Consider the following 19,501-nt stretch of genomic DNA (forward strand, 5'->3'; position numbering starts at 1 on the left):
GAGTGATCTAGCCATGAGCAGGTTGAAGGTTGGGTAACACCAACTGGAGGACCGAACCCGCATCTGTTGCAATAGATTGGGATGACTTGTGGCTAGGGGTGAAAGGCCAATCAAACTCGGAAATAGCTGGTTCTCCGCGAAATCTATTTAGGTAGAGCGTCGACCGAATACCCCGGGGGTAGAGCACTGGATGGGCTATGGGGACTCACCGTCTTACTGATCCTAACCAAACTCCGAATACCGGGGAGTACTAGTCGGCAGACACACGGCGGGTGCTAACGTCCGTCGTGAAAAGGGCAACAACCCTGACCTCCAGCTAAGGTCCCCAAGTCATGGCTAAGTGGGAAAGGATGTGAGGATCCCAAAACAACCAGGATGTTGGCTTAGAAGCAGCCATCATTTAAAGAAAGCGTAACAGCTCACTGGTCTAAATAAGGGTCTTTGCGCCGAAAATGTAACGGGGCTGAAGCCATGCACCGAAGCTGAGGATGTGCCGCAAGGCACGTGGTAGCGGAGCGTTCCGTAAGCCTGTGAAGGGATACCCGTGAGGGGTCCTGGAGGTATCGGAAGTGCGAATGTTGACATGAGTAACGATAAAGAGGGTGAGAGACCCTCTCGCCGAAAGACCAAGGGTTCCTGCTTAAAGTTAATCTGAGCAGGGTTAGCCGGCCCCTAAGACGAGGCGGACACGCGTAGTCGATGGGAACCACGTTAATATTCGTGGGCCTGGTGGTAGTGACGGATCGCTTAACTTGTCTGGACTTATTGGATTGTCCAGGCTTGGACGCGGTCCCGGGAAATAGCTCCACCGTATAGACCGTACCCGAAACCGACACAGGTGGTCAGGTAGAGTATACCAAGGCGCTTGAGAGAACTGCGTTGAAGGAACTCGGCAAATTGCACGCGTAACTTCGGAAGAAGCGTGACCCCATTATGGGCAACCATGATGGGGTGGCACAGACCAGGGGGTAGCGACTGTTTATCAAAAACACAGGGCTCTGCGAAGTCGCAAGACGACGTATAGGGTCTGACGCCTGCCCGGTGCTGGAAGGTTAAGAGGAGGGGTGCAAGCTCTGAATCGAAGCCCCAGTAAACGGCGGCCGTAACTATAACGGTCCTAAGGTAGCGAAATTCCTTGTCGGGTAAGTTCCGACCTGCACGAATGGCGTAACGACTTCCCCGCTGTCTCCAACGCAGACTCAGTGAAATTGAATTCCCCGTGAAGATGCGGGGTTCCTGCGGTCAGACGGAAAGACCCCGTGCACCTTTACTATAGCTTTACACTGGCATTCGTGTCGGCATGTGTAGGATAGGTGGTAGGCTTTGAAGCAGGGACGCCAGTTCCTGTGGAGCCATCCTTGAAATACCACCCTTATCGTCATGGATGTCTAACCGCGGTCCGTCATCCGGATCCGGGACAGTGTATGGTGGGTAGTTTGACTGGGGCGGTCGCCTCCGAAAGAGTAACGGAGGCGCGCGATGGTGGGCTCAGAGCGGTCGGAAATCGCTCGTCGAGTGCAATGGCATAAGCCCGCCTGACTGCGAGACTGACAAGTCGAGCAGAGACGAAAGTCGGTCATAGTGATCCGGTGGTCCCGCGTGGAAGGGCCATCGCTCAACGGATAAAAGGTACGCCGGGGATAACAGGCTGATGACCCCCAAGAGTCCATATCGACGGGGTTGTTTGGCACCTCGATGTCGGCTCATCGCATCCTGGGGCTGGAGCAGGTCCCAAGGGTTTGGCTGTTCGCCAATTAAAGCGGTACGTGAGCTGGGTTCAGAACGTCGTGAGACAGTTCGGTCCCTATCTGCCGTGGGTGTAGGAATATTGACAGGATCTGTCCCTAGTACGAGAGGACCGGGATGGACATATCTCTGGTGGACCTGTTGTCCTGCCAAGGGCATAGCAGGGTAGCTATATATGGAAGGGATAACCGCTGAAGGCATCTAAGCGGGAAACCCACCTGAAAACGAGTATTCCCTCGAGAACCGTGGAAGACGACCACGTTGATAGGCCGGGTGTGGAAGTGCGGCAACGCATGAAGCTTACCGGTACTAATCGTTCGATCGGCTTGATCGTTCTTGTTGCCTATGCTCATCAAACGAAGTTTGATGATGCTATCTTCTGTCCTCACGCTGTCGCGATCGGAAGATCGCTTCGCTGCGGACGGCGCGCGCCACAAGGCGCGACGCGCTCTGCGCTTGCGGCATTCGGCCGGGGCGGCAGACAAAAGACGTGTTCAAAAAAAGAGGCGAAAGCCTCACCAGCTTCTCACAATTGCTCCCTCCGGGAGCAAAACTTGCGCTTTGCCGACCTGGTGGTTCTGGCGGGGTGGCTGCACCCGTTCCCATTCCGAACACGGCCGTGAAACGCCCCAGCGCCGATGGTACTTCGTCTTAAGACGCGGGAGAGTAGGTCGCTGCCAGGTCTGCAAAGCGCAAGTCAAAAACATCTTCTCGCACACACCCGGCCCCTCCCAAGACCGGGCCAACACAACTCGGAATTCGACGACTTGACGCGGGGTGGAGCAGCCCGGTAGCTCGTCAGGCTCATAACCTGAAGGCCGCAGGTTCAAATCCTGCCCCCGCAACCAAACAGTCCTCAAAACGGCCCGCCAAGCGCGGGCCTTTTTGCGTTCGCCTCCCCGCGCAACCCCCGCTGAAGCCGGCACAAGCCCCGCCGAACCTGTCCTCCGCCTCCCTTGTCCGGATCGAGGTGACCTGCCACGGGTAATTTCCTCCAGTTTGGATTAGAGTCCGGCCTATTGAAGGACGGACGCATGAAGAAGCAGAGATTTACGGAAGAGCAGATTATTGCGGTACTGAAGGAGCAGGAGGCTGGCGCGAAGGTGGCGGACCTCTGCCGCAAGCATGGGATTTCGGATGCGACATTTTACAATTGGAAAGCCAAATACGGGGCATGGAGGTTTCCGAGGCGAAGCGCCTGAAGGCGCTCGAAGAGGAGAACGCCAAGCTGAAGAAGCTGCTCGCCGAGCAGATGCTGGATGCCGCCGCACTCCGCGAGCTTCTTGCAAAAAAATGGTAAGGCCCGCCGCCAAGCGTGAAGCCGTCGCGCATCTGAAGGCCGTCATGGGCCTCTCGGAGCGGCGGGCCTGCCAGATCATCTCCGCTGACCGGAAGATGGTGCGCTATCGGTCACGCCGACCGTCAGAGGCCGAACTGCGGAAGAAGCTTCGCGACCTCGCCAACGAGCGACGGCGTTTCGGCTACCGGCGACTGTTCGTCCTGCTCAGGCGGGAGGGAGAGCCGTCCGGCGTCAACCGCATCTATCGGCTGTATCGCGAGGAAGGGCTTACGGTTCGCAAGCGGAAAGCCAGGCGGCGTGCCGTCGGCACGCGTGCGCCGATACTGGTCGAAGCGAAGGCCAATGCCCGCTGGTCGCTGGATTTCGTCCATGATCAGTTCGCCTGCGGAAGAAGATTTCGCGTGCTCAACATCGTCGATGACGTGACGCGCGAATGCCTGGCAGCGATCCCCGACACCTCGATCTCCGGCCGTCGTGTTGCTCGCGAATTGACGGCGCTCCTCGAGCGGCGCGGCAAGCCCGGCATGATTGTCTCCGACCATGGCACGGAATTCACGTCGAACGCGATCCTCGCCTGGTCAAAGGAGCACAAGGTCGAGTGGCATTACATCGCACCGGGAAAGCCGATGCAGAACGGCTATATCGAGTCCTTCAACGGGCGGATGCGCGACGAGCTGCTGAACGAAAGCCTGTTTTTCGGTCTCGATCATGCCCGCAGCGCCATCGCCGAATGGGCAGACGATTATAACCATTCCCGGCCGCACTCATCGCTCGGATATCAGACCCCGGCAAGCTATGCCGGAACCATCGCCGCAACCGGCTCCAACGCTGCGCAAGATGAAGGCTACGCGCTTCCGCCGGTTGCTCCCACCGCGCCAAGTGGCGTAATGAAAACCGCCGAGGCTCTAATCGCCGCTGGATGAAAGTTCAGTGGCAGGTCAATTGCCGGAGCGCATCCACGGGCGCAATATAAGCAACGGAGAATATTAATCCGGGGGAACTCGGGGATCATGTTACGGCACCGCTTAATCCTCCCCGTCGCAGGCGTCGTTCTCGTTCTATGTCTCGTGTTGGCCGGCTTATGGATTTGGACGGGGAATTTTATCGTCTCGATCATGTCGGAGCGCCTGATCCGGGAGGTGACTCAAGCCGTCAATCGCGACGTCGGCCATCGGGTTCGCGCCGCCGAGAAGGCGGTATCGCGCCTCGCCAATGATCTTCTCCGCCGCGACGTCGCGCTCCGTGATCGCGAGGCGGTCGCACGGGAGCTTTATGCTTTGTTGGCCGAGGAGCCCGATGTCGACTGGATGTTTTTCGGCAACGAGGCCGGCGGGCTCGTTTCTGTCGGACGACTGGCGGATTCGAGCGTCGTGTTCCTGATGACCGATGATTTTCGTGCCGGCGTCGTGCGCGAGTTCGAAGCATTGGAAGGCGGCAGGATCGGCCGTTTGCGCAAGTCGGAAGCCCCGTTCGATGCACGCGGAAGGACCTGGTACGTTGAGGCAAAGAAAACGGGCGCGCGATATTGGACGGAGCCCTATCTCGGTCTGGTCGAGCCGATTCTGGGGACGTCCCTTTCCACTCCGGTCGTCGACAAGAACGGCAACTTCGTTGGGGTGGGCGGGATCGACCTCATCCTCACGCAACTTTCCAGGTCCCTACAGACGCTCGATGTCGGCGACAATGGCCGTGCCTTCATCGTTGACGCCAGCGGACATTTGATAGGAGCTTCGGGAGGCGTGTCGCCCGTCACCATCGGTGCTGATGGCGGGCATGTGCGTCTGCAGGCATCCGCGGCCACCGATCCCATTGTCCACGCGACCGCCGGCTACCTTGGCCGGTATCCAGCCGTCGCCGGGTCGTCTTCGGCTGAGCCGAGCGTGTTTTCCTTCAGCGATCCTGAGCACGGCACGATCTATGCGGCGGTCGACGGGGTCGAACCCGCTGCGCTGAACTGGACGATCGTCTCGGCCGTGCCGGCTTCGGATTTCCTGACGCCTGTGTTCCGCGCGGCCATTCTCTCCATCGGCGTCGGCGCCGCCATCATCGCCAGCTTCGTGGTTCTCGGACTTGCGGTGGTCGGACGCACCTTGCGGCCGCTGACGGCGCTGACGCAGGCGGCGCATGCGATAGCAAGCGGGGAATGGCGGGACGTTCCCAAGGTTCGCCGAAACGATGAAGTCGGGCTGCTTACCGAAGCCTTCACCCTCATGACCTCCCGTCTCAAGGAGACGCTGGAGGGGCTGCGTCGAAGTGAGGCCAATTTCGCAGAAGCGCAGCGCGTTACCCATGTAGGCTATTGGGAACGCGATCTCGGCACGGATTGTCTCACCTGGTCCGAGGAGACCTACCGCATCTTCGGGCTGGCGCCGCGCGCTGGCGCGGTCAGTCTCGCCGAAGCGGTCGATCGGATACATCCGGAGGACCGGTCGAGCTGGAGCAAGGCCGCCACCGAAGCCGTGCGCGGCGAGTCGCGTTACGACCTGGAGTACCGCATCATCCGGCCCACCGGCGAGCAGCGTATCGTTCACAGCCAAGGCGATCTGACCAGGGACATGTCGGGCCGGGCGCTCAGCATGTTCGGCACGATCCAGGACATCACGGAACGCAAGCGGGCGGAAGAGGCGCTGCGCGACAGCGAGGAACAGTGGAGAGCCGTATTCGAGAACAATCCGACGATGTATTTCATGGTGGACGCGACCGGCACAATTGTGTCCGTGAACCCCTTTGGGGCGGAGCAGCTCGGTTACACGGTCGACGAATTGATCGGCCGTCCCGTGCAGGACGTCTTTTACGAGGCGGACCGGGACGCCGTGATGCGGCATGCGGCCGCCTGCCTCGAACATCTCGGCCAGGCGATGAGCTGGGAGCTGCGTAAGATCCGCAAGGACGGCTCGATGCTCTGGGTTCGCGAGACGGCCCGATCGATGGTGATCAGGAAGCGGCCCGTCATCCTGATCGTCTGCGAAGACGTTACCGAGCGCAAGCGCGCCGAAGAGGCCGCCCGGCGCAGCGAAGAGGAACTTCGCGAGGTGATTGAGACAGTTCCGGCAATGGTGTGGACCGCCTTGCCCGATGGCCGCATCGATTTCATCAATCGGCGGTGGCAGGAGTTCACCGGCCTGTCTCTCGACGGGGTTCCGCGGGCAGACTGGGAGCCCGAAGCCCGGTTCCACTCGGACGACCTCGAGCACTACATGTCCAGATGGCGTGCGTCCCTGGTAACGGGGCGACCCTTCGAGGCCGAGGTGCGGATCCGCCGAGCGTCGGACGGCGAGTATCGCTGGTGGTTCGAAAGTGCCGTGCCGCTCAGGGACGAGCACGGAAACATTGTCAAATGGTACGGTTTCCTCGTCGACATCGAAGACCGAAAGCGAGCCGAGGAAGCGCTGCAGCAGGCGCAGGCGGAGCTTGCCCATGTCACCCGCGTAACGACGATGGGCGCCCTGACATCCTCGATCGCTCACGAGGTCAACCAGCCGCTGGCCGCCGTGGTCACCAATGCCAACGCCGCCCTGCGCTGGCTTGCAAGCCAGCCCCCCAACCTCGAGGAAGCGCGGCAGACGCTGGGGCGCATCGTGCGGGACGGCCACCGCGCCGGCGAGGTGATCGGCCGGGTGCGGGGCCTCCTGAAGAAGACGGCGACGGTCACGGCACAGGTGGATCTGAACGGTCTCATCGAAGATTCGATAGCACTCGTTCACGGCGAGGTCCGCGGCCACCGCGTGACGCTGCGAACCGAACTGGCTGAGGACCTGCCGCCTGTCGCAGGCGACCGGGTCCAACTGCAGCAGGTAATTCTGAACCTGGTGATGAACGGCATCGAGTCTATGAAGAAAGTCGCGGACCGGCCACGAGAGTTGCTCATCACCTCCAGATCCGAAGCATCCGGGATGGCGTTGGTGGCGGTGCAGGACACCGGCGTCGGACTGGAACCGAAGGATACGGAGCGCGTGTTCGAGGCGTTTTATACGACGAAGGCCGAGGGTCTGGGCATGGGACTGGCAATCTGCCGTTCGATCATCGAGGCGCATGGGGGCCGGCTATGGGCCGAAGCTAAGGAACCCTGGGGAGCCGTTTTTCAATTCTGCCTGCCCACGTATCCGGACGACAGCGTTTCTGCTGCGGGGACGTAGAAGGATCGCTGTAGCGGCAGCGGTTCGGACTTCAATCACCTGGGATGCCGCTCCAGGGCTGAGCGGATGCAGGTCAGCAGTTCCTGCTCGCCAAACGGCTTTTCCAGATAGCCGACAATGTCCGGGCTCAGCCCGCGCGCCCGCAGATTCTCGTTCGGATAGGCAGTGATCAGGACGGTCGGCATGCTCACGCCCAAGTCGACGAGCCGGCGGTGCAGCTCGAGCCCGCTCATGCCTGGCATGTGGATGTCCGTAACCAGGCAGTCCGTGTCGCGAAGACGGGGGAAGGCAAGGAAATGGTCGGCGGATGAAAAGGCCTCCGCGTCGAACCCCAGCGATCTCATAAGGCCCGTGGTCGCCTCGCGCATCGACTGGTCGTCATCGACGATCGCAATGAGAGGCTTCTTGGTTGGCACTGCCGCCTCCAAATACGCGATGGCGTCTTGCTGAAATCGAGCGTTACGGAGCAGGTCGTAACTTACAGCAGCAAGCGGGGGCGACAAAGGCAGAGCACCCTATACAATGGTATAGCTTCATCGGAAGGGTCCGCGCGACGAGCGTGAATTTCCCGGCTCGCGGGTGCCGACGATGCCGCTCCGCAGCGGCCCGAACGCGACGCCCCACCAGCCCCGTCGCCATGCCTTGTGACCGAGATAATTCGGGCGCATGCTGAGCTACGAGACGAGTTCGTTTCGGAAATGGCTGAGGAGAGGGGAGTGTTGACATCGCGTCACCCGCGCTCTGCCGCTTCGCCTCCGCGCGAGGCCGCAGCGGCGGGCGCCGACAGATCGCTTCAACAAGAGCGGGCTCCCTGTTGGGGAGCGACGACATGACCGAGGCGCCTGCAACCGTCATCGTCATCGATGACGATCCGGCAATTCGCGAGGCGCTCGGCAGCCTGCTGCGGTCCGTCGGGTTTGAAGTGCAACTCCTCGCCTCGGTGAGCGACCTCCTCAATTCAGGTCGACCAGCCGGGCCGAGCTGCCTCGTGCTCGATGTCCGCCTGCCCGGGCAAAGTGGGCTTGAATGTCAGCGGGAGCTGTCGCGGCGAGACATTCAGCTCCCGATCGTCTTCATTACCGGGCATGGCGACATTCCAATGTCCGTGCAGGCGATGAAGGGAGGGGCAATCGAGTTCCTGACGAAGCCGTTCCGCGATCAGGATCTTCTCGACGCCGTTCATCTCGGCCTCGCCCGCGACCGTGCCTGGCTTGAGAATGAAAAGGCCTTGTCCACCTTGCATGCAAGTTACGAGAGCCTGACGCCCCGGGAGCGCGAGGTGATGGCTTTGGTGGTGGCGGGACGGCTCAACAAGCAGATCGCCGGCGATCTGGGCGTCAGCGAGATCACGGTGAAGGTCCATCGCAGCCAGGTGATGCAGAAGATGCGGGCGAAGTCCTTGCCGGAGCTCGCCCGCATGGCGGACAAGCTGAAGCTCGCGCCCGGAAATCCGCAAGGCTCATAAGTTCGTATAAGACATGATGGCCTCACGTATAGGTCATCCCCTCCGCGCCGGTGCCCGATCTTTCCTCCTGGCCAATAGCCGTCGCGGACCCTTGCTGTTACCCTCAGGGCTACTTCTTCCCGTCGGGCCATTTGCTTTCAGATCGGCCCGCTTTGTGCCCCTCCCCGTCCCGGAGGGGCTTTTTTTGTCGGCATCGATCTGCGGGTCATAGCCCGGCGCCCGGAAGTCGTGCGGGAACGAGCACCCGGATGGCCGCGGGGACCACATGAGCGGATCAATCTCTTCTGAAGTGGTGGGAGAGAGGAAGGGCGCCGCGATCGTCAGCTTCGAGCCGGTCGCGGCCAGGTAAAAGATGGCGTAAGGCCCGATGGGCGCCTTGACCCTAATGTATGGTCAAGGTCTGCACAGGAGGGCTGAGTTCTTCCTCAACCAGGCGAACAAGCTCCAGCGAGTACCAGGAAAGGCCGAAGCGGGTTCCGGTGACGTAAAGTGTGAAGGCGGATGTCGGGGCGCGCAGAGCTCGGCCCCCCTGATGCGCGGCCGGCTCCCGCGGCGTAACGCAAAATGTCATCAAATGCGCTTCCGAGTGCGGATTCGGCCGTGGCGCATAGTCGGGCGGCATGTAGAGCGGATGGCCCGGCAGGGCGGTCCATCCTTCCGATACGCGCTGGGAGAACAGCTGCAATGGGAGCAGATCGATTTCGATGCTGTTGGGTTCCTGTGTCATGGTCACAATCCCTAGAAGGAACGCGGAGGAACGAAGAGGCAGATGGTGCGCCCCGTGGGCTCGCCGGCCACGGTGCAGTGGTGAAACTGCCCGTCCGGGCTGTTTTTGATGCGAGTGTCCCGCGGCATGATGAGCTCGCCCGTTAGCTTGATGACATACCCTCGCGGCCCTTCGAGAACCGCCTGATCCCGGATTTCGCGGCAGTCCATTCCGCTGCAGCATGAGAACGGATAGGTCCATCCGTTCGGCTGCGCCGCCGTCGGCGTCGCATCATGCGCAGCTGCCGGAACGGCTGTCGCGACGGCAAGGAGGACCGCTGCTGGCTTGCTCATATTCCACACCTCAATTTGAGCCGCCGTTGCAGCGCCTCTGGCGCTCCCCAGCGCCGCTTTTTGATCATGGCGCCCGGCGGAAACGGCTCTCCGCGGGAGTATGTAGCTGAGCATAGCAGCAGGGCTCCCGACCGAACTATTGATCGGGAGTACGGATCGGATATCAACGAGGAGGGGGTTCCCTATACGGCGGTCTAATGCGCGTCGCCCACAATATGCCCCGGTTTCGGGAGGCGGTATGGAGATGACCAAGAACAAGGCGCACGGCGTTTGCAGCTATCCCCGAATGCGCCGCGCTGGAAGGCGCCTTCCAAAGGAGGCACGCGGAACGAGATGACGCGCTATGCCCTTCGGAAAGCGCCGTTGGGAGCGGTCCCTTAGTGTCTTTCTCCTTAAATCGAGGTCGATTTATGGAGACATGCAGTAGCACTGGCCGGAAAACCGTCAGCGTGCCATTGCCTGCGAGCCTTCACTTCTCGCCGATCAGGCCCTTGATTTCCGTCAGCTTCTTCATACAGCCCGCCTCGTCGCCGGCGTCCGCCATCTTGCGGGCCTCGGCCGCCAAGGTACTTGGCTTGTCGGCGCTTTCACCGGTACGGGTTCCGGTTACCTGCTCCTGATGGGGCGATATCGCTTCGGTCTGGGTACCGGTCGATCCGGTTATTTCCGTTCCGACGCCCTTCTTCTGTTCGCCGGCGGTAACCTCTTCCTGGTGCTGCGTAACCGCCCCGCCGGAACCGCCCGTTTCGGCGGAAACGATAGCCTGGTCGAGCTTCTCGAGTTCCTGGCGGCAGTCCGCGAATGCCGGCGCAGCCAGAAGAAGGGGGACGGCGGTAGCCGCTACAAGACGTATCGACATTTTGCTCTCTTCGCCTCGCTGTTGGGGACGCACTGCGTCCGTTATCCTCTGGGGGCCAAACAAAGCTCTGCGCGAAGAGTTCCTTGTGGATAGCCGACTGCCTTTAAATTCAACGCGTGCTTAAATTCTCACGGATTTTGCGGGCTTATCATGCGCGACTCGAAGCTCGTGCAAACGCGCTTACAGCGCGCTTTGCTCAGCGCGCTGTAAGGCGGCCTCGACTCGGCCTGTGCCGATCAGCTGGAAAGTGCGCCCGATTTTTTCGCGACCCAGGTGGCCACATAGTCCATCAGGGCTGGCGACAGGCAATCATAGGGCTCCAGTCCAAGCTCTCGCAGGCGGCCCCGAATGCCATCCATGCGACTGGGGTCGACACCCGCTTCGATGATGGAGGACACGAAGGCCGCAAAGCCGGGCGGGGCCCAGCCCGCCTCCTGGAAGCGCTCGGGATGAATGAAGTCCAGCCCCTGGAAGGCATGCTCGCGCTCCACCGGCCCATACATATGAACGCCGCACTCGCGGCAGGCGTGCCGCTGGATCAGCGCCGAGGGATCGACCACCTGCAGCTTGTCGCCATTTTCGAGCACCGTCACCTTGTCATGCGGAACAACCGCGACAATGGAGAAATAGGCGCCGCCAGGCTTCCAGCATTTGGTGCAGCCGCAGGCGTGGTTGTGGGCGATCTGTCCCTCGATCCGCACCTTGACCGGCCTGTCCGCGCAGTCGCAGACAAGCGTGCCTCCGGCAAAATTCGGGCTGGCCGCCCTGATGCCGCCATCCACCGCCGGATGAATTCGAATAGAACTGTCCATTGCGTGTCCTCCCTGTTGTGCCGAAGCCCAATCCTCTCGGGTGCTGTGGCGCTTCGGTTGGTCCCAGCGACCCGCAGATACGCTCAATAGATCACCACGCTCCGGATGCTCTCGCCCGAATGCATCAGCTCGAAGCCCCTGTTGATCTCGTCGAGCGGCATGGTGTGGGTGATCATCGGGTCGATCTCGATCTTGCCCTCCATGTACCAGTCGACGATCTTCGGCACGTCGGTGCGGCCGCGGGCGCCGCCGAAGGCGGTGCCCATCCATTGGCGGCCGGTGACCAGCTGGAACGGCCGGGTGGAAATCTCCTGGCCGGCGCCGGCGACGCCGATCACCACCGACTTGCCCCAGCCGCGATGCGAGGCCTCCAGCGCCTGGCGCATCACCTTCACATTGCCGGTGCAGTCGAAGGTGTAGTCGGCGCCGCCGATCTGGTCGGCGCCGCGCTTCGTCATGTTGACCAGATGGGCGACGATGTCGCCGTCGATCTCCGTCGGGTTGACGAAGTGGGTCATGCCGAACTTCTCGCCCCAGGCCTTCTTGTCGTTGTTCAGATCGACGCCGATGATCATGTCGGCGCCGGCAAGCCGCAGCCCCTGGATGACGTTCAAACCGATGCCGCCGAGACCGAAGACGATCGCGGTCGAGCCCATCTCCACCTTGGCGGTGTTGACCACCGCGCCGATGCCGGTGGTGACGCCGCAGCCGATATAGCAGATCTTGTCGAACGGAGCGTCCGGATTGACCTTGGCGAGCGCGATCTCCGGCAGCACGGTGAAGTTGGCGAAGGTCGAGCAGCCCATATAGTGGTGGATCTTGTCCTTGCCGATCGAGAACCGCGAGGTGCCGTCCGGCATGACGCCTTGCCCCTGGGTGGCGCGGATGGCGGTGCAGAGATTGGTCTTGCGGCTGAGGCAGGACGGGCAGGCGCGGCATTCCGGCGTATAGAGCGGAATGACATGGTCGCCCTTCTTCACGCTCGTGACGCCGGGGCCGACGTCGACGACGATGCCGGCACCCTCATGGCCGAGGATCGCCGGGAACAGCCCTTCCGGGTCGGCACCCGAGAGGGTGAAATCGTCGGTGTGGCAGATGCCGGTGGCCTTGACCTCGATCAGCACCTCGCCGGCCTTCGGGCCCTCGAGCTGAACCGTCATGATTTCCAGCGGCTTGCCGGCCTCAGTGGCGACGGCGGCGCGTACGTCCATGTCTCCATCCCCCTTTGCACATTATAATCGACTTGGGCTGCTTCGTCAGTATACCCGACCAAACGCAGCCCTCTTCCCGACGCTCGCAGTCAATCTTGGCCGGTGACCACCGGTGATCATCTCAGAGACAAGAGCGACGTCGCCGGCCGTCACTGCGTGATCCTCTCGTCCTGTTCATCGAGCAGCGGCACACCATAGGAGAGCAGGAGTTTGTTGATGTCCGCCTGATTGTCCCGGATGAAGGTGTTAAGCGTGCGTTTCCATTGCTGATCGGACGGCCGCACCCCCATCGTGATCCGATAGGTCATGCGCGAGCCGCCCTTCTCCCCGGTTAGGGGCACGATCGCCATCGCGACCTTCGACTTTTCTGCATAATAGCCCGCCATCGGCCCCCAGACCACGGCCGCGTCAATCACGCCTGCCACCATGTCCCGGATCATCACCTCGGCCATCGATGGCACGTTCCGCGTGTCGACCACGAGAGGATAGACCTTCGCTTTGCGCATCAGTTTTGCCGCCGCCATCTTTGCGGAGGGTGGCGTTGCGTGGACCACGCCGATCCGCTTGTCGAGAAGCCTCGGGTCGCTCAGCGTTTCGACGCCGGCAAGATCGCCATCCTTCCTGTAGATCAGCACATAGGACGAGCGGTAATAGGCGTTGGTATTCTGGACCAGTTCGTCCCCTTGCGCGTAGCCCATGATGATGTCGCAGCGATTGGCGCCGAGCGTATTGCGGACGAAACCCGGGATCGAGGGAAACCACGTGTAGGCGACCGAGCTTCGTCCCGTCGCGGCCGCGACCATCTCGGCGAGCTTGTTCTCGAAGCCTTCGCCGCTCTCGTCGGAGAAGGGCATGTTGGAGGGGTCGGCGCAGACCCGCAGCGTCTCCGGGTCGACCAGTTCGCCGGCAGCCCCGAGCCCGGCACTCTGCGAATGCGCTTGCCATGGCATCAGCACGGCCGCCACCAGGGAAATGAAAGCCCTGCAGGTCCGCTGGATGCCGTGTGCCATCTCATCCCCCCATGCAGGACGTTTCATAGGCGGTAGCCGCCTCCGGCTTGTCGGCCTTCTTGGGCGGACGCCCTCGGGGCGCAGCGCCGACGGCGCGGGCGCGCAGGTAGATGTAGATGTCGTCGAGATAGCAATAGACATTCTTGTTTTCGCCGAAGGCCGGCATGACGACCTCCTTGCCGCCGACGACACTCTTGCGTCCTTCGGCGACGATCGACAGGAAGGTCCCGTAATCGAGGTTGATCATGGTCTTGGCGAGAGCCGGCGCATAGGAGGAGCCTTCGCCATCGGGCCCGTGGCAGACATGACAATCGGCGTGATAGCGGCGATATCCGTTGAAAGTGTACCAATCGACGACGCCGTTCTCGATCTTGAAGGTGGGATTGCCGTCGGCGTCGAAATGCTTGCCGTCTTCCTCCGTGGCGCTGGCCGCCTTTTCCTTGCTGTCCTCGGCAGCGCGGAGAGTGCCACTTGCACTCAGCAGGAGGACCACGGCAAGCGCCGAACTGATGAAGCGTGGTGACATGCGTGACCTCGTCTTCCAACCGCCATCGACCATGGCTGAGGGCGTGAGATTCTGTTGGTGAAGCCGAGAGCCCGGCAGCCTCTGCTGATACGGGCTCTCGTTCAGGCAGGGTTTGCCCGGCTATCAATCCGGGAGACCGAATACGGTCAGTTGCCCGCCGAGTGTGGTGTACTCGGCCAGTGCGGCATAGCCGCCCACCGCACCCAAACCCGCCGTGGCGATGGCTTCGCTTTCTTCGGTCGGAGCTTTCTCGCCCGCTACGGCCTGTTGCCACGCCGCTGCACCTTCGGCCGCCAGAAGGCCGCCGGCAAGCCCAATGCCTGCCCAGCCACCGACACCCGACAGCACCGCAATATATTGCTTGCCACCATGCTCGTAGGTGTTGATGTTGCCGATGATGCCTGAGGGAGTCTTGAACTTGTAGAGTTCATTTCCCTGCATATCCACGGCCTTGATGTAGCCCTCAAGCGTGCCGTAGAAGATCACGTCGCCTTCCGTTGCGAGCGCACCCGACCACACCGAGAACTGTTCCGGCTTCGACCAGACGATCTCGCCCTTGGCCGCGTCCCAAGCGATGAAATTGCCCATGCCGCCGTGACTGTTGGGCGTCGGGTACATGTTCACGGTCGCGCCCACATAGGCTTGGCCGGCCGTGTAGCTCACCCGGTAGGGCTCGTAGTCCATGCAGACATGGTTGGTCGGCACATAGAACAGCTTCGTCTTCGGCGAATAGGTTGCCGGTTGTTGGTCTTTCGTTCCAAGCGCCGCCGGGCAAACGCCCGTGGTGTTGAAGTCCTCGCCGTTATGCTCGGTGGAGTACTTGTCCACCACCTGCGGACGGCCATACTGGTCGCTCTTCGGGTCCATCACGACCTCGGTCGCCCAGTTCACGGTGGGATCGTATTTCTTGGCAACCAGAAGCTCACCCGTCGCACGATCGAGCGTATAGCCGAAGCCGTTGCGGTCGAAATGCACGAGCACGTCGCGCGGTTGACCCATGATCTCCATGTCGTCGACAAGGATCATTTCGTTGACGCCGTCATAGTCCCATTCGTCATGCGGCGTCATTTGATAGGCCCACTTGGCCATACCCGTATCGGCGTCGCGCGCGAAGATCGTCATTGACCATCGGTTGTCGCCGGGTCTCTGGTTGGGATTCCAGGTCGAAGGATTGCCCGTACCATAGTAGACGAGGTTGAGTTCCGGATCATAGGCGTACCACCCCCAGGTGGTGCCGCCGCCGGTCTTCCACTGCTCGCCTTCCCAGGTGTTCATTCCGGAGTCCTTGCCGACCGGCTTGCCGAGATGGGTCGTCTTCTCCGGGTCGATCAGCGTTTCTGAATCAGGGCCGGTCGAATAGGCCCGCCAGGCACGCTTGCCGTCGCTCAGATTGTAGGCAGTGAGGTGGCCGCGGACACCATATTCGGCACCCGAGACGCCGACGATGACCTTGTCCTTGACCACCATGGGCGCGGACGTGCCGGATTCGGACAGGCTCCCGTCGATCTTCTCGCCGTTCTGGGCTTGCCAGGCGACCTTGCCGGTCTTGGCATCGAGCGCCGTCACCATGGTGTCGGCCTGGTAGAGGATGATCTTTCCGTCACCATAGGCCGGACCGCGGTTGACTGTGTCGCAGCACATGATCGCGATAACGCTCGGATCCTGCTTCGGTTCGTATTTCCAGAGGATCCTGCCGTCGTTCTTGAGATCAAGTGCATAAACAATGTTCGGGAACGGCGTATGGACGTACATGACGTCGCCGATCACCAGCGGGCCGCCTTCATGGCCGCGCAATACGCCGGTGGAGAAGGTCCACTTGACCTGCAGATCCTTAGCATTGTCCTTGTTGATCTGGTTCAGCTTGGAATAACGCTGATTGGCATAGTCGCCCGTGGGCATGGCCCAGTTCTTCGGGTCGGCCGCAAGGGCCTTCAGTTCGTCATTGGCCAACGCATTTCCGGCAAGCGACGCTGTCAGAACTCCAGCGGCCGCCATCGGCAGATATGCGAATTTTCCGAGTATGCGCATGCGAAGTCCTCCCGATGTCGATAGTCACCCGAGGCTCGTCTTCACAATTCCGCAGGCGACCACAAAGGCCAGCCCAAGCATGTCATGCTTGTCGTGGGACATGCGCTTCCGTCAGCGTGTCACGGCTCATTCGGATCGGCAGAGGGCACCGTTATTGCCAAACCTCTCGATAAGCGAGACTTCGCCGCTCCCAGACAAGGCTTGAAGCCGGAAACCGCTGGAGAATAGGCGATCATAAAGAATAAAGCAAGGTTCATTATACAATTGATGCTGCAGCGCAAAACAAAATATGCTGCCGCGCAACACGAAAGTTACTAATATTTGACAAATCTAGATTGGATACTATGCGAGAATTTACTACACTAATACATCCTCACGGCAGGTTAATTTAAGAACCTGTCCTAGGTGACGAAGCTGGCGGAGGTTCATGGTGACGATTGGTAACTTGGAAGTGATCGGCTTGCTCGTTGCGCTCTCGGGCGCCGCACCGGCATCGGCCGACGGAGGTTACCCGACGGTTGCCGTCGTCGACTATGTGTATGGCTGCATGAAGGCTAATGGCGAAACGCGTGCCGCCCTCGAACGCTGTTCATGCTCGATCGACGTCATAGCGTCGATCATGCCTTACGAACGCTATGAGACGGCCGAGACCTTCAGGAGCCTCGGACTTCAGACAGGCGAAAGAGGGGTTCTGTTCCGGCAAAGCGCGCCAGCAAAATCCGCCGACGCCGAACTCAGGCGAGCGCAGGCCGAGGCGGAGGTCCGCTGCTTCTGACCCGTCGCCCGCTCGGGACAATCAGTCCGCGTCCGGAAACCTCTTGTGAAACTCCGAGACAAGCTGGTCCAGCGATGCCGCCTCACGGGCGTGACGCGGCACGCCCACGTCGAAGATACCCAGCACATGCGCCGGGCGCGGCGACAGCACCACGATGCGATCGGCAAGCAGAAGCGCCTCGCGCAAATTGTGGGTGACCATCAGGGCCGTGGTGGGTCTCGCCGCCCACACCCTCATCAGAAGCTGGCGCAACTTGTCGGCGGTTCGCTCGTCGATTGAGGCGAACGGCTCGTCCAGAAAAAGTACCGCGGGCTCGGTGGCGAAAGCCCGGGCGAGCGCGGCGCGGCGCGCCAGGCCGAGCGAAAGTTCCGAAGGATAGAGCGCCCGCATTGCCGAAAGCCCCAGAATGTCGAACAGCCAGTCCAGGTCCTTGTCCCTGAGGCGCGGCGCGAGCGCAAGACGGACGTTCTGCTCCACCGTCCGCCAGGGGAGAAGCACCGGCTCCTGGAAGACCGCAGCGACGCGGTCGGAACCGCCTTCGGGCAGTTGATAGCTGCCGGAAAATTGCCGATCGAGGCCCAGCAGAATGCGCAGAGTCGTTGTCTTGCCGCAGCCCGACGGGCCGAGCAGGCAGGCAAATTCGCCCTGTCTCACCGCGAAGGAAAGACCGCGCAGCGCAACGATCGTAACGCCCTCCGCCGAGCGGAACGTCTTCTCGGCAATGTCGACCTTAAGCGGAGCGGCGGCGCCAGCGGGTTGCATGTCGTTCAAGTGGCTGCACCAGAAGGAGTTCGATCGACAGCATGATAGCCACGAAAGCGAGCGTGTAGGCAAGGATGGCGGCAACGTCGAATATCTGGAAGTAGAGATAGATCTGGAAGCCGACGCCGCTCGAACGGCCGAGCAGCTCGACGACGAGCACGATCTTCCAGATCAGCGCAATGCCCAAGCGCGAGGCGGCGGCGAAATAGGGCTGCAACTGCGGCACCAGTATATGGCGAACCTGGTCGAGCGGCCCGAGCCGGTAGACCGTGGCCATTTCCGCGAAACGGGGCTCGAGCGCCCGCGCGCCCTCACGCATGGTGACGACGACGTTGGGTATTTTGTTGATGGCGACGGCGCCGATTGCGGCAGCCTCGGTCAGGCCGAACCAGATATAAGCGAGTACGATGACGACCAGGGCCGGGAGATTGAGGAAGAGCACGAGCCACGGATTGAAGAAGACGTCCGCCCGCCGGTGCATGCCGAGCAGCACGCCGATGACCGATCCGACGATCATGGCGACGACATAGGCGGCCGCGACCCGCCAGAGGGTCATTGCCAGGTGATAACCAAGGTCGCCGCTGGCCGCCTCCTTGAGAAGCACCTGCCAGACTGCGAGCGGCGGCGGGAAAGCACGGCTCGGCCAGATGCCGGCCGCGAGGCTCCAGAGCAGGCACAGGGCGGCGAGCGATGCCACGGCCGTCGCCGCCGGTAAGGCGGCGCCGATCCCACGGGCCCTGCGCGCGCGCCGGCGCGCCGACAGCCCGTTTTCCGATCCGAATTCCGCCGTCATGTCTTCAATGCCGCCCAGAATGTCCCGGGAGCCATCTGCCGCGCTTCGCCGACGAGCTTCTCCCCTCCCAGTTGCGCGAGAACTTCATAGAGCTTAGCGGCATCGCTTTCCTCTTCGGCGAGAGGCCGGTTCGGAATGCCTTCCCGATAGCGATCGCGCAGCACCTCGAGCTCTCTGCCCTCGGCGCGCACGATAGGCGCCAAGCGCTGCCATTCGTCATCCGACCGAGCCAGCAGCTTCTTGGCGTCTGCGCTTGCCTTGACAAAGCCCATCGCCGCATCCGGGTTTTCGTTCGCCCATTTGTCGCGGAACACGTAACCGAGTGCCGAGACCGGCCCCGATGCCCCAAGGGCCTTCGCTGCATCGTCGGCACCGATCAGCCGGCGAAAGCCGTTTGCCTCCAGCCGAGCGCAGAAATGCCAAAAATTCAGGACCGCGTCGAGCTCACCGGAAAGCGCCTTCTCCGACAGCAGCGGCGGGGCGCCGAAAACGACGTCGCTCTCTTTGGCCAGGTCGATCTTGTGGTCGCGCTCGGCAAGTCCCTGGATCAGGAGCCAGCTCTTGTCGAGCGATCCGCCGGCAACGCCGATCTTCTTGCCGATGAGGTCGGGGATTTGGCGGATTGGCGCCTCGTTTTTGACCATGATGGCGCCAACGGCTGTCGAGTAGGGGGCAAGCGTCAGGTCTTCGCCCTCGGAACGTTGACGCGACACCCACAGCCAGTCGGAAACGATGACGTCGAGATCGCGCGCAAGCATGGCGACATTGGTCGCGTCCTCGCCGGCGAAATAGACGACCTCCACCTCGATGCCGTTGGCCGCGTCGAACTTGTTGTGCTTGATGGTATCGAGTTCCCAATTCACCGTGCCGAATTTCAGCACACCCACACGCACTTTCGGCGCCGACGGCGCTGCAAAGGCAGGCATTCCCAGAGGACTGACGGCAGCCAGAAAAGCCACTCCGCAAAGCGCACGCCGCGATATGTTCATGATGTCACCTTCCATCAATTTCCTAGAGGG

The 19,501-nt window shown here is 61.5% G+C and carries 15 protein-coding genes, 1 tRNA gene, 2 rRNA genes and 1 pseudogene (1 of these 19 cut by a window edge); 7 read left to right on the top strand and 12 right to left on the bottom strand.

Features of this window, described 5'->3' with window-relative positions; translation table 11 throughout:
- The 5 genes and pseudogenes from SS05631_RS18020 to SS05631_RS18040 form a co-directional block, all read left to right on the top strand.
- A 23S ribosomal RNA gene (locus SS05631_RS18020) occupies positions 1-2,080 on the top strand (it extends 716 nt beyond the left edge of the window).
- Positions 2,081-2,314: 234 nt separating this feature from the next.
- Positions 2,315-2,429 (top strand): 5S ribosomal RNA (gene rrf, locus SS05631_RS18025).
- Positions 2,430-2,517: 88 nt separating this feature from the next.
- Positions 2,518-2,594, top strand: a tRNA-Met gene (locus SS05631_RS18030).
- Positions 2,595-2,780: 186 nt separating this feature from the next.
- Positions 2,781-3,969: pseudogene (locus tag SS05631_RS18035) on the top strand (IS3 family transposase).
- 87 nt (positions 3,970-4,056) lie between these two features.
- On the top strand, positions 4,057-7,182 hold the full coding sequence (locus SS05631_RS18040) for a PAS domain S-box protein (RefSeq protein WP_037427510.1): 3,126 nt from the start codon (positions 4,057-4,059) through the stop codon (positions 7,180-7,182).
- A 35-nt stretch (positions 7,183-7,217) separates the two neighbouring features.
- On the opposite strand, the gene SS05631_RS18045 is transcribed toward SS05631_RS18040, so the two are convergent.
- Positions 7,218-7,598 carry a response regulator gene (locus tag SS05631_RS18045; protein ID WP_037427509.1) on the bottom strand — a complete coding sequence of 127 codons (381 nt, stop codon included), beginning with the start codon at positions 7,596-7,598 and terminating at the stop codon, positions 7,218-7,220.
- 413 nt (positions 7,599-8,011) lie between these two features.
- On the opposite strand from SS05631_RS18045, the gene SS05631_RS18050 reads away from it, so the two are divergent.
- Positions 8,012-8,647, top strand: a complete 636-nt coding sequence (locus tag SS05631_RS18050; protein ID WP_037427507.1) for a response regulator transcription factor — start codon at positions 8,012-8,014, stop codon at positions 8,645-8,647.
- A 382-nt stretch (positions 8,648-9,029) separates the two neighbouring features.
- Here the strand turns inward: SS05631_RS18050 and SS05631_RS18055 are convergent, their stop codons facing one another.
- The 8 genes from SS05631_RS18055 to SS05631_RS18090 all read right to left on the bottom strand — a co-directional run bounded on the left by SS05631_RS18055 (position 9,030) and on the right by SS05631_RS18090 (position 16,119).
- Entirely contained in the window at positions 9,030-9,374 is a 345-nt protein-coding gene (locus SS05631_RS18055) for a hypothetical protein (protein WP_037427505.1), read from the bottom strand.
- Positions 9,375-9,385: 11 nt separating this feature from the next.
- Positions 9,386-9,706, bottom strand: coding sequence for a hypothetical protein (locus tag SS05631_RS18060; RefSeq protein WP_083854376.1), 321 nt, complete (start codon positions 9,704-9,706; stop codon positions 9,386-9,388).
- Between the two features lie 469 nt (positions 9,707-10,175).
- The gene (locus SS05631_RS18065) at positions 10,176-10,565 is read right to left on the bottom strand and encodes a hypothetical protein (protein ID WP_037427502.1); all 390 of its coding nucleotides are present in this window, start codon (positions 10,563-10,565) and stop codon (positions 10,176-10,178) included.
- A gap of 236 nt (positions 10,566-10,801) precedes the next feature.
- Positions 10,802-11,377, bottom strand: coding sequence for an S-(hydroxymethyl)glutathione synthase (gene gfa, locus SS05631_RS18070; RefSeq protein ID WP_037427500.1), 576 nt, complete (start codon positions 11,375-11,377; stop codon positions 10,802-10,804).
- Between the two features lie 83 nt (positions 11,378-11,460).
- Positions 11,461-12,588 carry an S-(hydroxymethyl)glutathione dehydrogenase/class III alcohol dehydrogenase gene (locus SS05631_RS18075; protein WP_095678030.1) on the bottom strand — a complete coding sequence of 376 codons (1,128 nt, stop codon included), beginning with the start codon at positions 12,586-12,588 and terminating at the stop codon, positions 11,461-11,463.
- Between the two features lie 149 nt (positions 12,589-12,737).
- Positions 12,738-13,598 carry a substrate-binding domain-containing protein gene (locus SS05631_RS18080; RefSeq protein WP_037422778.1) on the bottom strand — a complete coding sequence of 287 codons (861 nt, stop codon included), beginning with the start codon at positions 13,596-13,598 and terminating at the stop codon, positions 12,738-12,740.
- Position 13,599: 1 nt separating this feature from the next.
- A complete protein-coding gene (locus SS05631_RS18085; RefSeq protein ID WP_037422775.1) occupies positions 13,600-14,124 on the bottom strand; it encodes a c-type cytochrome, methanol metabolism-related in 525 nt (174 codons plus the stop codon).
- A gap of 123 nt (positions 14,125-14,247) precedes the next feature.
- The gene (locus SS05631_RS18090; RefSeq protein ID WP_050988319.1) at positions 14,248-16,119 is read right to left on the bottom strand and encodes a methanol/ethanol family PQQ-dependent dehydrogenase; all 1,872 of its coding nucleotides are present in this window, start codon (positions 16,117-16,119) and stop codon (positions 14,248-14,250) included.
- Positions 16,120-16,579: 460 nt separating this feature from the next.
- Here SS05631_RS18090 and SS05631_RS18095 point away from each other — a divergent pair, with 460 nt between their 5' ends.
- Complete coding sequence (locus SS05631_RS18095) at positions 16,580-16,927, top strand: hypothetical protein (RefSeq protein ID WP_037422773.1); 348 nt, start codon at positions 16,580-16,582, stop codon at positions 16,925-16,927.
- Between the two features lie 21 nt (positions 16,928-16,948).
- Here the strand turns inward: SS05631_RS18095 and SS05631_RS18100 are convergent, their stop codons facing one another.
- From SS05631_RS18100 to SS05631_RS18110, 3 genes are read right to left on the bottom strand one after another with little or no spacing between them, the layout of a single operon-like run.
- On the bottom strand, positions 16,949-17,689 hold the full coding sequence (locus SS05631_RS18100; RefSeq protein ID WP_037422770.1) for an ATP-binding cassette domain-containing protein: 741 nt from the start codon (positions 17,687-17,689) through the stop codon (positions 16,949-16,951).
- On the bottom strand, positions 17,658-18,482 hold the full coding sequence (locus SS05631_RS18105) for an ABC transporter permease (protein WP_234820060.1): 825 nt from the start codon (positions 18,480-18,482) through the stop codon (positions 17,658-17,660). Before SS05631_RS18105 ends, SS05631_RS18100 begins: the two co-directional genes overlap by 32 nt.
- Entirely contained in the window at positions 18,479-19,486 is a 1,008-nt protein-coding gene (locus tag SS05631_RS18110) for an ABC transporter substrate-binding protein (RefSeq protein ID WP_245369159.1), read from the bottom strand. The genes SS05631_RS18105 and SS05631_RS18110 overlap by 4 nt, the downstream gene beginning before the upstream one ends.
- Between the last annotated feature and the right edge of the window lie 15 nt (positions 19,487-19,501).

Origin of the sequence: Sinorhizobium sp. CCBAU 05631, assembly GCF_002288505.1 — a bacterium.
In the GTDB taxonomy this organism is placed as follows: domain Bacteria; phylum Pseudomonadota; class Alphaproteobacteria; order Rhizobiales; family Rhizobiaceae; genus Sinorhizobium; species Sinorhizobium fredii_C.

Excerpts from the sequence above, each read along its gene's own strand:
- SS05631_RS18040 (WP_037427510.1), top strand. The coding sequence starts at position 4,057 with ATGTTACGGCACCGCTTAATCCTCCCCGTCGCAGGCGTCGTTCTCGTT.
- SS05631_RS18050 (WP_037427507.1), top strand. The coding sequence starts at position 8,012 with ATGACCGAGGCGCCTGCAACCGTCATCGTCATCGATGACGATCCGGCA.
- SS05631_RS18055 (WP_037427505.1), bottom strand. The coding sequence starts at position 9,374 with ATGACACAGGAACCCAACAGCATCGAAATCGATCTGCTCCCATTGCAG.
- SS05631_RS18060 (WP_083854376.1), bottom strand. The coding sequence starts at position 9,706 with ATGAGCAAGCCAGCAGCGGTCCTCCTTGCCGTCGCGACAGCCGTTCCG.
- SS05631_RS18065 (WP_037427502.1), bottom strand. The coding sequence starts at position 10,565 with ATGTCGATACGTCTTGTAGCGGCTACCGCCGTCCCCCTTCTTCTGGCT.
- gfa (WP_037427500.1), bottom strand. The coding sequence starts at position 11,377 with ATGGACAGTTCTATTCGAATTCATCCGGCGGTGGATGGCGGCATCAGG.
- SS05631_RS18075 (WP_095678030.1), bottom strand. The coding sequence starts at position 12,588 with ATGGACGTACGCGCCGCCGTCGCCACTGAGGCCGGCAAGCCGCTGGAA.
- SS05631_RS18080 (WP_037422778.1), bottom strand. The coding sequence starts at position 13,598 with ATGGCACACGGCATCCAGCGGACCTGCAGGGCTTTCATTTCCCTGGTG.
- SS05631_RS18085 (WP_037422775.1), bottom strand. The coding sequence starts at position 14,124 with ATGTCACCACGCTTCATCAGTTCGGCGCTTGCCGTGGTCCTCCTGCTG.
- SS05631_RS18090 (WP_050988319.1), bottom strand. The coding sequence starts at position 16,119 with ATGGCGGCCGCTGGAGTTCTGACAGCGTCGCTTGCCGGAAATGCGTTG.
- SS05631_RS18095 (WP_037422773.1), top strand. The coding sequence starts at position 16,580 with ATGGTGACGATTGGTAACTTGGAAGTGATCGGCTTGCTCGTTGCGCTC.
- SS05631_RS18100 (WP_037422770.1), bottom strand. The coding sequence starts at position 17,689 with ATGCAACCCGCTGGCGCCGCCGCTCCGCTTAAGGTCGACATTGCCGAG.
- SS05631_RS18105 (WP_234820060.1), bottom strand. The coding sequence starts at position 18,482 with ATGACGGCGGAATTCGGATCGGAAAACGGGCTGTCGGCGCGCCGGCGC.
- SS05631_RS18110 (WP_245369159.1), bottom strand. The coding sequence starts at position 19,486 with ATGGAAGGTGACATCATGAACATATCGCGGCGTGCGCTTTGCGGAGTG.